Origin of the sequence: Collinsella aerofaciens, assembly GCF_039758815.1 — a bacterium.
GTDB classification, from domain to species: domain Bacteria; phylum Actinomycetota; class Coriobacteriia; order Coriobacteriales; family Coriobacteriaceae; genus Collinsella; species Collinsella aerofaciens_BP.
This window is the reverse complement of the sequence record NZ_JBDMSK010000001.1, coordinates 312,923-326,341: the sequence shown is the minus strand read 5'-3', so window position 1 is coordinate 326,341 and position 13,419 is coordinate 312,923. Positions and strand designations below refer to the sequence as shown.

The 13,419-nt window shown below is 61.0% G+C and carries 10 protein-coding genes; 8 read left to right on the top strand and 2 right to left on the bottom strand.

What is annotated here, in order from left to right:
• Positions 1-8: 8 nt before the first annotated feature.
• From smc to ffh, 3 genes are read left to right on the top strand one after another with little or no spacing between them, the layout of a single operon-like run.
• The gene (gene smc / locus ABHT90_RS01445; RefSeq protein WP_346981368.1) at positions 9-3,545 is read left to right on the top strand and encodes a chromosome segregation protein SMC; all 3,537 of its coding nucleotides are present in this window, start codon (positions 9-11) and stop codon (positions 3,543-3,545) included.
• Positions 3,545-4,462: a signal recognition particle-docking protein FtsY gene (gene ftsY / locus ABHT90_RS01440; protein WP_346981367.1), complete on the top strand. Its 918-nt coding sequence runs from the start codon at positions 3,545-3,547 to the stop codon at positions 4,460-4,462. The genes smc and ftsY overlap by 1 nt, the downstream gene beginning before the upstream one ends.
• Before the next feature lie 10 nt (positions 4,463-4,472).
• Positions 4,473-5,948, top strand: a complete 1,476-nt coding sequence (gene ffh, locus ABHT90_RS01435) for a signal recognition particle protein (RefSeq protein WP_346981366.1) — start codon at positions 4,473-4,475, stop codon at positions 5,946-5,948.
• Between the two features lie 117 nt (positions 5,949-6,065).
• Here ffh and ABHT90_RS01430 read toward each other — a convergent pair whose 3' ends face one another.
• Positions 6,066-6,830: a NifB/NifX family molybdenum-iron cluster-binding protein gene (locus tag ABHT90_RS01430; protein WP_271748263.1), complete on the bottom strand. Its 765-nt coding sequence runs from the start codon at positions 6,828-6,830 to the stop codon at positions 6,066-6,068.
• Between the two features lie 166 nt (positions 6,831-6,996).
• Between ABHT90_RS01430 and thyA the strand changes: the two genes are divergently transcribed.
• From thyA to ABHT90_RS01410, 4 genes are all read left to right on the top strand, one after another.
• The gene (gene thyA, locus ABHT90_RS01425) at positions 6,997-7,845 is read left to right on the top strand and encodes a thymidylate synthase (RefSeq protein WP_055309513.1); all 849 of its coding nucleotides are present in this window, start codon (positions 6,997-6,999) and stop codon (positions 7,843-7,845) included.
• Positions 7,846-7,854: 9 nt separating this feature from the next.
• A complete protein-coding gene (locus ABHT90_RS01420) occupies positions 7,855-8,373 on the top strand; it encodes a dihydrofolate reductase (RefSeq protein WP_346981365.1) in 519 nt (172 codons plus the stop codon).
• Positions 8,374-8,482: 109 nt separating this feature from the next.
• Positions 8,483-9,397: a TrmH family RNA methyltransferase gene (locus ABHT90_RS01415; RefSeq protein ID WP_346981364.1), complete on the top strand. Its 915-nt coding sequence runs from the start codon at positions 8,483-8,485 to the stop codon at positions 9,395-9,397.
• 125 nt (positions 9,398-9,522) lie between these two features.
• Positions 9,523-10,872 (top strand): MATE family efflux transporter, encoded by a 1,350-nt coding sequence (locus tag ABHT90_RS01410; protein WP_346981363.1) that lies wholly within the window; start codon positions 9,523-9,525, stop codon positions 10,870-10,872.
• Between the two features lie 22 nt (positions 10,873-10,894).
• Here the strand turns inward: ABHT90_RS01410 and ABHT90_RS01405 are convergent, their stop codons facing one another.
• On the bottom strand, positions 10,895-11,380 hold the full coding sequence (locus ABHT90_RS01405) for a cob(I)yrinic acid a,c-diamide adenosyltransferase (RefSeq protein ID WP_346981362.1): 486 nt from the start codon (positions 11,378-11,380) through the stop codon (positions 10,895-10,897).
• 92 nt (positions 11,381-11,472) lie between these two features.
• On the opposite strand from ABHT90_RS01405, the gene ftsH reads away from it, so the two are divergent.
• The gene (ftsH, locus tag ABHT90_RS01400; protein ID WP_346981361.1) at positions 11,473-13,365 is read left to right on the top strand and encodes an ATP-dependent zinc metalloprotease FtsH; all 1,893 of its coding nucleotides are present in this window, start codon (positions 11,473-11,475) and stop codon (positions 13,363-13,365) included.
• The last annotated feature ends 54 nt before the right edge of the window (positions 13,366-13,419 follow it).

The window sequence follows — 13,419 nt, the reverse complement described above, 5'->3', positions numbered from 1 at the left end:
GAGGAACCGTGTATCTCAAGTCCCTCACGCTCAAAGGGTTCAAGTCGTTTGCCGACCGCGCCCATATGACGTTTGAGCCAGGCCTGACCGTCATCGTCGGTCCTAACGGCTCGGGAAAATCGAACATCTCTGACTCGATTCTGTGGGTCCTGGGCGAGCAGAGTGCCAAGCAGCTGCGCGGCCAGGCCATGGAGGATGTCATCTTCTCTGGCTCGTCAGCGCGCAAGCCGGTGGGTGTCGCCGAAGTCACGCTGGTGCTCGATAACTCGGACCATATGCTGCCCGTCGATTTTGACGAGGTTGCCATCACCCGTCGTATGTATCGCTCGGGCGAAAGCGAGTACCTCATCAACTCGAGTCCGTGCCGCCTGATGGACATTCAGGACATCCTGCACGATTCGGGCCTAGGCAAGGATACGCATTCCATCATCAGCCAGGGCAAGCTCGACGCCATTTTGCAGAGCCGCCCCGAGGAGCGTCGCGCCCTCATCGAGGAGGCCGCCGGCATTTCCAAGCACAAGCGCCGCAAGGAGCGTGCGCTCAAAAAGATTAAGTCGATGGACGAGCACCTGACGCGTGCCCGCGACATCAATAAGGAAATCGCCCGTCAGCTGCGACCGCTGGAGCGTCAGGTCGATCGCGCGCGCAAGTACAAAGAGCTGTCCTCGCGCGCGAACGAGCTTACGCAGATGCTGGCTGTCGATGAGCTTCGTTCGCTGCAGTCGCAGTGGAACGACCTGGAGAGCCGCTCCAAGGAAGGTGCTGCCGAGCTGGAGCTTGCGCAGTACCGCATGGGCGAAAAGGAGCGCGAGCTCGAGAAGCTCCAGGTTATGCTTGAGGAAAAGGGCCTGTTTGTGGGCGACCTGGGCGAGCAACGCCGTCATATGCAAGATGTGGTCGGCCGCATTAACTCCGACATGCGCCTGCTCGAGGAAAAGGGCCACAACATGGTGTCGCGCCTGTCTGACATGCGCGGTCAGATTTCGAGCTCCGAGCATCAGCGTCGTCGCGTGGTCGAGGAGCTCAAGGACGCGCGTGCGCAGCTTGAGGAAGTGACCGGTGCGCATATGCAAGCCCAGGAGGACGTTGACGCCGCTGGTCCTGCCGCCGCTGAGCTCCACGAGCGGCGCGTGGCGCTCGACAATCAGATTTCGCAGCTTACGCGAGAGCAACGCGATGTGCAGCGCGTGGCCGATAACGCCGCGCTCGAGCTCGCCAAGGTGAAGGATTCCTTGAGCAATGCCGAGGTCGAGGACAACATGTATGCCTCGCGCCTGGAGCAGATTGACGAGCAGCTCGAGGAGGTCACGGCCTCGCTCGAGAGCCGTCGCGACCGCGCCGAGGAGCTTGAGGGCGCTCTTGAGGAAGCGCGCCAGGCCCAGGCCGATGCGCGTGAGGCCACCGAGGTCGCCCGTGCAGCCCTGAAGGACCTGCGTGCCCGCGAGAGCGAGGCGCGCAACAAGTTGTCCGAGGTGCGCTCGGAGCTTTCCAGCCAAAAGAAACTCGATGCCCGCATGGCCGACAGCTCGCCGCTCGTGAGCCGTCTGGTGGGTGCGCTGGGCGACGATGTCTCGGGTCGTCTGGGCGACGTGCTCGAGGCCCCGCGCGAGCTTGAGGGCCTGGTGGAGCAACTACTTGCCGGCGATATCGATGCGCTGCTGTTCGACGATACGTCTGCGCTTGAGCGTGCCGGTCGTTCCGCTCTGGACCAGAAGAAGGCCTCGGGTGAGGCGCTGCTGGTGGCGCGCGGCGTGAGTGGCTCTGCTGCCGCCGAGGGCGCTGCCGGTACCCGTCTGGTTGATCGTCTGTCCGTGCGCGCAGGCTACGGACCCGTCGTCGAGGCGCTGCTCGGCGGCTATTACGTCGTGGACGATCTTTCTGCCGCGCTGTCGGCGCCGGTCGTTGACGGTGTGACCTATGTGACTCCCGATGGAGCCCGCGTAAGCTGTGGCGGCCTGGTGCGCGTGGGCCTCGATGCAGGCGAGGCCTCGGGTGCCTTGGAGCGCAAGCGTCGCATTCGCGAACTGGAGGGCCTGGAGCCCGATCTTGCTGCCGTGTTTGAGCATGTGTCGGATCAGGTCGTCGAGGCCAATGCGGCCGTTGAGGAAGCGCGTGTCGCCGAGGGCGATGCCGCCGGTGAGATTGCCCGCCTTGAGGGCGAGCGCCGCTCGCTGCTCTCCGAGATCGGCCGCCTGGAGCAAAGCGCCAACAATGCCGAGGTCGAGCGCGTGCGCATTTCCAAGCGCCGCGAGCAGGCCGCTGAGGCCGTTCGTGCTGCGCGCCCGCGCGTTGACGAGCTCACCCGTTCGCGTGACGAGGCCCGTGCGCAGGCAAGCGATCTGGGCTTGCAGATTGCCGAGGCCAACGACGAGCTCGACCGTGTTCGCCGCGATGACTCCGAGGCCGCCGGTAAGCTTGCCGATGCCAAGGTGCGTCTGGCCCAGACGAGCGAGCGCCTGCGTTCGCTGAAGGGCCGCGTGCCCGACCTTGAGCATCGTCTTGAGGGCATCGACCGTCGTATCCGCGGAACACGCCAGGCTTCGCGCTCGCTCGAGCTGCTGCGCCTGCGCGTCGACCCTATGCACGAACGCTATTCTGCCCTGTTGGAACGCGCGTCGGATTGGGCAGCGCGCCTGCGTGACCAGGCCTCTCTGGAGGAGGCGGACTCCGCTTCGCTCAAGAAGACCATCGAGGATGCCAAGGCAGAGGTTGCCCGCGCTAAGGAGCGAGTCGATACCGCCTCCGCCGCGCAAAACGAGTTCAAGGTCGCGCGTGGCAAGCTCGAGGTGCAGGTAGAGGCCGCCATTAAGGCCATTACCGCCGATGGCACCACGGTACTCGAGGAAGCGCTCATGCTTCCGGCGCCCACGGACCGCGATGCCGCCGAGCGCGAACTCAACCAGCTTGTGCGCCAGATCAACAACCTTGGTCCCGTTAACCAAGTTGCCATGGAGGAGTACGAGCAGCTCAAGCGCCGCGCCGATTACATCGAGGAGCAGCTGGCCGATCTGGAGAGCGCGCGCAAGGCGCTCACCAAGATCACGGTGGCCATTGATCGCAAGATGCGCAAGGCGTTCCTGGTGACGTTTGAGAAGGTCGATGCGAACTTCCGCGAGATCTTCGCCATGCTGTTCCCGGGTGGCCAGGCGCATCTGGAGATGACCGACCCTGAGCATCCGGCCGAGACGGGCATCGAGGTCGTGGCGCAGCCGCGTGGCAAGCGCATCACCAAGATGATGCTCATGTCGGGCGGCGAGAAGAGCTTGACGGCGCTCGCCTTGCTCTTTGCCGTGTACCGCACGCGCACGGTGCCGTTCTATGTGCTGGACGAGGTCGAGGCGGCGCTCGATGACGCCAACCTGTCCAAGCTCATCGGCGCGCTCGACGTGTTGCGTTCCGATACGCAGCTCTTGGTTATCTCGCATCAGCGCCGTACTATGGAGGACGCTGACGTCCTCTACGGCGTCTCGATGCAAGCCGACGGCGTCAGTCGCGTCGTCTCGCAAAAACTCGATCGCGAAACCGGAAAGGTCGTGAATGCATAATGGGATTCTTCGATGCTCTCTCGCGCGGACTTGAGCACAGCCGCGAGGCCCTCAACGAGGTCTTTTACTTTGGCGGCGAGGTCGACGAGGATTTTTGGGAGGACCTAGAGGACACCCTCGTTATGGGTGACATGGGTGCCGAGGTCGCGATCAAGGTGTCCGATGACCTGCGCGATGCCGCGGCCAAGAAGAACCTCAAGACCGCTCCGCAGCTTCGTCGTGCCCTGGCCGAGCAGCTCGAGCAGCACTTTGTGCCCATCGAGCGCGATCCGTTCTCCGATACGCCGAGCTGCGTGCTGTTTGTGGGCATCAACGGTGCCGGCAAGACCACGACGGTCGGCAAGATCGCGAGCGCCATGGCCGCCCGCGGCAAGAACGTGGTGATCGGCTCTGCCGATACGTTCCGCGCAGCCGCCATCGAGCAGCTTGATGTGTGGGGTCAGCGTGCCGGCGTCCCCGTCATCAAGCGCGACCGCGGCTCCGACCCGGCAAGTGTTTGCTACGACGTGCTCGACGAGGCCGACAAGCGCGGCAGCGACCTGGTGCTTATCGACACCGCCGGCCGTCTGCACACGAGCCCCGAGCTTATGCGCGAGCTTGCCAAGGTGGTTAACGTGACGCGTAAGCGCGCTGCCAATATGGCCGCCGGCCCCATGCCCGTCTCGGTCGTGCTCGTGATCGATGCCGCCACCGGCCAGAACGGTCTGAACCAGGCGCTCGAGTTTAACGAGGCGCTGGGCCTGGACGGTATTATCATGACAAAGCTCGACGGAACGGCAAAGGGCGGTATCGCCATGGCCGTGGCCGAGAAGCTCAAGCTCCCGATTCTGCGCGTTGGCGTGGGCGAGCAGGTCGATGACCTGCAGGAGTTTAACGCCAAAGATTTCTGCCGCGCCCTGGTGGGCGAGTCCAACTAAGGAGTGACTAGTGTTTGATTCACTGAGCGATCGCCTCAACGACACATTTGACCGCCTGCGCGGCAAGGGCAAGCTGACCGAGGCCGATATCACCTCTGCCATGCGCGACATTCGCATGGCGCTGCTCGAGGCCGACGTTAACTTTAAGGTCGTTAAGGAGTTCGTCGCCAAGACCAAGGAGCGCTGCATGACCGCCGAGGTCATGGAGTCGCTGTCGCCGGCGCAAAACGTCGTCAAGATCGTGCTCGACGAGCTCACCGAGATGCTCGGCTCCACCGAGAGCAAGCTCGTCTTTAGCAACCGCATCCCCAATGTCATCATGCTCGTGGGCCTGCAGGGCTCCGGTAAGACTACGGCGGCCGTAAAGCTGGCCTACCTGCTCAAGAGGCAGGGCCGCTCGCCGCTGCTCGCCGCGTGCGACGTCTACCGTCCCGCCGCTGCCGACCAGCTTGCCACGCTCGGCGGAGAGATCGGTGTCCCGGTCTTCCGAGGCGACGGTGCACACCCGGTCGACATCGCCAAGGGTGCCATCCAGGAGGCCGTCGACCACCTGCGCGATGTGGTCATCGTCGATACCGCCGGTCGTCTGCAGATCGACGAGCAGATGATGCAGGAGGCCGTGGATATCAAGAAGGCCGTCAAGCCCGATCAGGTGCTGATGGTCGTCGATGCCATGACCGGCCAGGATATTGTCAACGTCGTCTCGACCTTCGCCGAGCGTACCGACTTTGACGGCGTGATCATCTCCAAGCTCGACGGCGATGCCCGTGGCGGCGGCGCGCTTTCCGTGCGCCAGGTGACCGGTAAGCCCATCAAGTTCGTGAGCATGGGCGAGAAGCCCGATTCGCTGGAGCCGTTCTATCCCGATCGTATGGCCAAGCGCATTCTGGGCATGGGCGATGTTGTCGGCATCATTGAGAAGGCCCAGGAGGCAGCCGACGCCGAGCAGCTCGAGGCTGCCGAGCGCATGCTGCGCGAGGGCTTCACCATGAACGACATGCTCGACCAGATGAAGGCCGTCAAGAAGATGGGCGGCATGAAGGGCATCCTGGGCATGCTCCCCGGCGGCCAGCGTGCGCTTAACCAGATGGGCGGCAACCTGGACGAGGGCATCTTCGACAAGAACGAGGCCATCATCATGTCGATGACCAAGGAGGAGCGTCTGCGTCCTTCCATCATTAACGGCCAGCGTCGTGCCCGCATTGCCAAGGGCGCCGGCGTGACTCCCACAGAGGTCAATAGCCTTATGAAGCAGTGGGGCGAGATGAACAAGATGATGGGCCGCATGCGCACGATGGCCAATCAGGCACAGGCCGGCGGCAAGAAGGGCAAGAAGGGCAAGAAGGGCAAGAAGATGCGCATGCCCAATATTCCCGGCCTGGATGCCATGGGCCTGGGCGGCATGGGCGGCCTGGGAACGGGCGGCCCCAAGTCCGATATGGACCTGCTGCGCCAGATGGAAGCGCAGATGCGTAATAAGAAGTAACGGCTTGATTGAGTCGTGTATGGCTAAGGCCGCCTGGATGGTATTCCAGGCGGCCTTAGCCGTTTGTTCGCTGGTTGTCGCACGCGTGGAAGCGCATTCTCGACGAGGTGCTTGCCGCTAGTGGCAGCCGCAGCCTTCGTGCCCGTCATGGTCGTGGTGACCGTGGCAGCCGCAGGACTCGCCATGCTCGTGGATGTGCTCGTGATCATGTCCATGGCAGTCGCAGGTGGCCTCGCCGTTCTGTGCGAGCGTGCCGGCAATGAGGGCCTCGACGCAGGCATCGCAGCTGCCCTGGGCGCCCGCATAGACCGTGATGCCGGCTTGGGCAAGCGCGTTGATAGCGCCGCCGCCGATACCGCCGCAAATGAGCGTGTCAACGCCACCGTTGGCAAGCAGGCCCGCCAGGGCGCCGTGGCCGGTGCCACCGGTGCCTACGACCTGCTCGTTGAGCACCTTGCCATCCTGGATGTCGTAGATCTTGAACTGGTCGCTGCGGCCAAAGTGCATAAAGATGTTGCCGTTGTCGTACGTTGTTGCCACCCTCATGGTGCCGACCTCCTTTGCTGGCCATGCGGCCGTCGTCGTGGTGATGGGGGAGTACGCGATGTTGCCGCCTTCGATGACGATCGCCCGTCCATTGACCAGCGCGTTTGCCACCTTGCGATGCGCGCGACTGCTGATTGCCGCCACCGTGGCGCGGGCGATGCCCATGTGCAGGGCGACGGCCTCCTGATTGAGGCCCTCCAGATCGCACAGGCGCAGTACTTCGAGCTCATCGACCGTCATATCGATAGCGTCTCCGCTGGCAAGGCCATCGGGGGTAAAGCCGCGATATTCGGGGATGATCCCGACGCGGCGCAGTTTTTCGCGTCTTCCAGCCATACACTCTCCAAATCTGACATATGTCAACAATAGAATAGCGAACGTGCGGATTTGCGCAAGGAATTTCTGGCATATGTCAGAAAATGAGGGCTTATGTTTGGGCTGTGGGGCCGCGTGCGCCTGGGCTACAATGAATCTCGCTTGTAGGCGACTGACAGGAGGGTCAATGAGCAAAGCTGATCAACAGTTTGTAACCATGTGCCGCGATATCTTGGACCATGGCACCACCACCGAGGGCCAAAAGGTCCGTCCGGTGTGGGAGGACGGCACCCCTGCCTATACCATTAAAAACTTTGGTGTCACGGCGCGCTATGACCTGCGCGAGGAGTTCCCCGCGCTCACCCTGCGTCGTACGGCGCTTAAGTCTGCCATGGACGAGATTCTGTGGATCTATCAAAAGAAGTCCAATAACGTGCATGATCTCAACAGCCATATCTGGGATGAGTGGGCCGATGAGACCGGTTCCATCGGTAAAGCCTACGGCTATCAGATTGGTCAGAAGAGCCATTACGCCGAGGGCGACTTCGACCAGATGGACCGTGTGCTGTACGACCTTAAGCACACGCCGTATAGTCGCCGCATTATGACCAATACGTACGTGTTTAGCGATCTGTCCGAGATGCACCTTTATCCGTGCGCCTATAGCGTGACCTATAACGTGACGCAGCGTCCTCAGGACGACAAGCCGACGCTCAACATGATTCTCAACCAGCGCAGCCAGGACATTTTGGCCGCGAACAACTGGAACGTGTGCCAGTACGCCATTTTGCTGATGATGGTCGCGCAGTCGGTCGATATGATTCCCGGTGAGCTGCTGCACGTGATCGCCGACGCCCATATCTATGATCGTCATGTCGATATCGTTCGCGAACTTATCGAGCGTCCGCAGTTTGCGGCGCCTAAGGTAACGCTTAACCCCGATGTGCACGATTTTTACGCGTTTACGACCGATGACCTGATCGTCGAGGGCTACGAGCACGGCCCGCAGGTCAAGAACATTCCCATTGCGGTGTAGGTGGTGCTCATGACGTGTAAGCTTTCTGCCATCGTTGCTGTGTGTGACGATTGGGGCATTGGGTGCGAGGGCGACATGGTGGTGTCCAATCGTGCTGACATGCGCCATTTTGTGGCGTGCACCAAAGGTTGCCCGGTCATTATGGGGCGCAAGACGCTGCTGAGTTTTCCCGGTGGGCGTCCGCTCAAGAACCGTCGCAATATCGTGCTCACCCGCGACGAGGGCTTTGCCCCCGAGGGCGCCGACGTGGTGCATAGCGTTGACGAAGCACTCGCCGCGGTAGCCGACGAGCCCGTTGCGTGGGTGATCGGTGGTGGTGATGTTTATCGGCAGTTTTTGCCGTATTGCGTCGAGGCCGAGGTCACGCATAACCACTGCGTGCATACGGTGGATACGTATTTTCCCGACCTGGATGCCGACCCTGCGTGGGAGATTGCTCAGCGTAGCGGGGTGGCGACGATTGCCGCCGGTGAGGGTGACGAGGGCCTCGATTATGAGTTCGTGACATATCGTCGTGTTGAGGCGTAAATCGTCTGGCGCGAACGGTATCATCAGGTTGATTGAATGCATGGGGCGGCGCTTAGCGTCGCCTCGTTTGGTATAGATGTGCTGTAAAGAAGGGTGCGGGCAGGCTGCTATGACTGATGCCGTTGAGGTTCTGCGAATTGATTCGCTCGAAGACGAGCGGCTCGATGCCTACGTGCGACTTACCGAGCGCGAACTGCGCTGCGTGCTGGAGCCGCAAAAGGGCATCTTTATCGCCGAGAGTGCCAAGGTTATCGAGCGCGCGGTGCGTGCCGGATACGAGCCGGTGAGCTTTCTTTTGGGCGAACGCTGGCTTGACCAGATGATGCCGCTGTTTGAGCGCCTGGTTGTGCGCGAGGGCGCGGATCCGGTTCCTGTATTCGTGGCCTCTATGGAGCTCATGGAGCAGTTGACGGGCTTTAACGTGACGCGCGGTGCGCTCGCGGCGTTTCGTCGCCCGCGACAGATTCCGGTTGATGAGTTCTTGGGTGGCGTCGTCGAGGCGGCGGGGGAGCGTCCGGTGCGCGTGTGCGTGCTCGAGGGCATTGTCGACCATACCAATGTGGGCGCGATTTTCCGCTCGGCGGCGGCGTTGAATGTTGACGGTATTCTGGTGAGCCCTACGTGTTGTGATCCGCTATATCGTCGTTCTGCCCGTGTGAGCATGGGCACGGTTTTTCAGGTGCCGTGGACGCGTATTGGCAGCGAGGTGCGCGTATGGCCGCACGATGGCCTGGCTGCGCTGCACAATGCCGGGTTTTCCTGTGCCGCCATGGCGTTGACGGATGATTCCGTTTCGCTGGACGATCCTGCGCTGCAGGAGATCGATCGACTGGCGATCTTTATGGGCACCGAGGGTGCCGGCCTGGGCGCCAAGACCATCGCGGGCTGTGACCGGGCCGTGCGTATTCCGATGGCGCACGGGGTCGATTCACTCAACGTGGCCGCGGCGAGTGCCGTCGCCTTTTGGCAGCTGTGCCCGCATGTGAGCAATGAGTATCACTACCAGCCGGGGCTGTATCACTAGGTAGATAGTTCGCACCGGGCTCTGAATCGGGGTGTTTCGGTCGACGCCGGTCGGTGCTAAGCTGGTATTGGCTTTGGTCTTAATTTGCTGTTTTGTCGGTTGACGTGCGCTTTTGGGGAGGGCGTGTGGCTAAGAAAACTACGGCTATCGATGTAACGCAGGGTGTCATTTGGCAGCAGCTGCTTTCGCTGTGCGTTCCCATCTTCTTTAGCTCGTTTTTTCAGCAGGCCTACACGCTTATCGGTACCTATATCGTCGGCCAGTTTGGCGGTAAGCTCGCACTGGGCGGCATTCAAGCCACGATGGTGCTCACCGAGCTCTGCATTGGCTTTTGCGTTGGCGTCGGTGCCGGCTGCGCGGTCATTACCGGTCAGTATTTTGGCCAGCACGATGATGAGCGACTGAGTCGTTCGGTCCATACGGCCATGACGCTCGCGCTGGTGGGTGGTATCGTTTTCTCGATTCTTGGCATAGTGTTCGTTGAGCCCATGCTGGTGCTTATGAACACGCCGCATGAACTATTGGCCGAGGGCGTGGCCTATGCTCGCTGTTATTTTGCCGCGATGGTTGCGGCACTGCTGCTTAATATGGGAACCGCACTGCTGCGTGCCGTGGGCGACACGCGCGGCCCCGCCGTGATCATTGCCTCTGGCTGCCTGGTTAACGTGGTGCTGGATATCATCTTTGTCGCTGTGTTGCATATGGAGGCGTTGGGCTGCGGCATCGCAGTGGCTCTGACCATTTGCTCCAATGCAACGATGATCGTGTTGCGCATGATGCGCGCTCCGGGTGCATGGCGTCTTTCGCTGTCTAAGCTCGGCATCGATCGCGGTATTTGCAAGAGTATGATCTCGTGTGGTCTGCCACTCGGTTTTCAATCGGCTGCCTATTCGATCTCGAACGTGCTGATCCAGGTGTCGGTTAATTCGTTTGGCGCCGATGTCACGACTGCTTGGGGTCTATCTGGGCGCCTGGATGGCATTATCTGGATGGTGACCGAGGCGCTCGGCGTATCGATCACTACGTTCTCGGCGCAGAACTTTGGCGCGCGCAATTACGAGCGAATGCGCAAGGGATATCACACGTCGCTCGTGCTGTCGTTTATGCTCATTGGTGGTCTGTCTGCCGTGCTGCTGGTGTTCTCGGGTCCGTTGTCGCGTCTGTTTGTCGACGATGCTTCGATATCGTCGTACACCACGACGATTCTTCATTTCATCGCGCCGTTCTACGCGATCTTCTCGATTATCGAAAACGCGTCGGGCTCCATTCGCGGTGCCGGTGTTAGCTTACAGCCCATGCTGCTCACGATTTTTGGCACCGTCGTGCTCAGGGTGATCTGGGTGTTTGCGATCATGCCCTTCGATCCGTCTCTTGAGCACCTGCTGTTGGTTTACCCCGTAACCTGGCTCATCACGGCCACGATGTTCACCATCTACCACCACAGTGGCAACTGGCTAGGCCGCGCCACCGCCTAGCCATTCGGGACGTCCCCAATGGCTAGTATTCGATGCCTTGGCGGGCTAGGAGTCCTTCGTCGAAGTAGTGTTTGATGGGGCGCATTTCGGTGACAAGGTCGGCGAGGTTCGCGAGGGGCAGCAAGCCCCGGCCGGTGAGCACGAGCTCTGTGGTGGCAGGCTTCAGCGCGATCAGCCCCTCCACATCCTCACGCGTCACAAAGCCGCGGCGCATCGCTTCTCCCAGCTCATCCATGATCAGCATGTCTACCTGATTAATCTGCTCGCATGCGAGCTCCATGATCTGCGCGGCGCAAGCCTCGGGCGTGTCAAGGTCGGCTTGTACGATGCGTAGCCCCAAACGAGGTGCTGCATCATGTTCGGCGCAGTGCAGCTTCTTGGCAAACTGAAGCATGAGCACGTTCAGTCCATAGCCCGTGGCGCGCAGCGCGAGCCCCAGCGCAGCCGTCGTTTTGCCCTTGCCGTCGCCCGTATAGATTTGAACCTTGCCGACTTCCAGTGATGCCATCTCTGTCCTTTCGTGCCCGGCGTCGGTTTATCGCCGTCCGGGTTGGGTATTCTAGAAAGCATTATCAACCCCAGTAGATGGAGTTCAAGCAGATGGAGATGGATGACAACAAACGTAGACGGAATATGATCCTCTACGTGCTCATCGCCTTCGTCGTCTACCTCGTGCTCTCGACCGTTCTGTTCCCCAACATCGGTCACACGCAGCAGATTACGAAGACCGATTACTCGACGTTTGTTAAAGCGCTCGATAAGAAGAGCGTCGACAAGGTCGAGTACAACACGGACGATTACACGATTTATTACACCAAGAAGGGCGAGGACGAGAACATCGCCTACAAGACGACCGGTGTGCCGAATGATGCGGGTTTTACCGATCGCGTGCTTGAATCCGGTGCGTCCCTGGAGTCGGTCGTTCCCGATAAAAACTCGGGTCTGATGACCTACTACCTGCTCACGCTCATCCTTCCCATGGCGATTTTCTTCCTCATCGGTTGGTGGCTCAATCGTCGCATGAAGAAGGCCATGGGTGATGACGGCCCGTCGATGAACTTTGGCGGTGGCGGTTTTGGCGGCGGTGGACTGGGCAAGTCCGGAGCGCGTGTGATCGCTTCCAAGGATGTGGGCGTGACCTTTAAGGACGTCGCTGGCCAGGAAGAGGCCAAGGAATCCCTCAAGGAGGTCGTCGATTTTCTGGAGAAGCCGCAGCGCTACGAGGAGATCGGCGCCAAGCTGCCGCGCGGTGCTCTCCTTGTTGGCCCTCCGGGTACCGGTAAGACCCTGCTTGCCAAGGCTGTTGCCGGCGAGGCCGGTGTTCCGTTCTTTAGCATTTCGGGCTCTGAGTTCGTTGAGATGTTTGTTGGTCGCGGCGCCGCTAAGGTTCGTGACCTGTTTAAGCAGGCCAAGGAAAAGGCCCCGTGCATCGTCTTTATCGACGAGATCGATACCATTGGTAAGAAGCGTGACGGCGGCGGCTTTAGCGGCAACGACGAGCGCGAGCAGACGCTCAACCAGCTGCTGACCGAGATGGACGGCTTCGATAACCACAAGGGTATTGTCGTTCTCGCTGCTACCAACCGCCCCGACAGCCTTGACCCGGCCCTGTTGCGCCCCGGTCGTTTTGACCGCCGCATCCCCGTCGAGTTGCCCGATCTGACCGGCCGTAAGAACATCCTCGAGCTCCACGCCAAGAGTGTGAAGACCGAGCCGCCGATCGATCTGACCGCGATTGCCCGCGCCACGCCCGGTGCCTCGGGCGCCGACCTGGCCAATATCATCAACGAGGGCGCCCTGCGCGCCGTTCGCGAGGGTCGCAAGCGTGCAACCCAGGACGACTTCGAGGAGTCGGTGGAGGTCGTCATTGCCGGCCAACAGCGTAAGTCCACGGTGCTGTCCGACCACGAGAAGCAGGTCGTTTCCTACCACGAGATCGGCCATGCCATCGTTGCCGCTCGCCAGAAGGGCTCTGCGCCGGTCACGAAGATCACCATCGTGCCGCGCACGAGCGGTGCTCTTGGTTATACCATGCAGGTCGAGGAGGACGAGCGCTTCCTGACGACGCGCCAGGAGGTCTTGGACAAGCTCGCCGTCTATTGCGGTGGCCGCGCAGCCGAGGAGCTCATCTTTGGAGAGATGACGACCGGCGCCGCCAACGACATCGAGCAGGCTACCAAGCTCGCCCGTAATATGGTGACGCGCTTTGGTATGTCCGACGAGTTTGGCATGATGGCGCTCGGTACCGTGCAGAACGCGTATCTCAATCAGGACACGTCGCTCACCTGCGCCCCCGGTACGGCCGAGCGCGTGGACGCGATTGTCGCCAAGCTGATCGAGGATGCGCACGACTGCGCTTTGCAGATTCTGAAGGAGAACAAGTTTAAGCTCCACGAGCTGGCTCGTTATCTGTATAAGAAGGAGACCATCACGGGCGAGGAGTTCATGAACCTCCTCACGCGCGAGAATCCGCTGATGCCCAAGCAGCAGTAACGCCGCGGCCGAGCCAGTAAACGCCGACGCCCCATTTGAGCAGCTTTCTCAAAT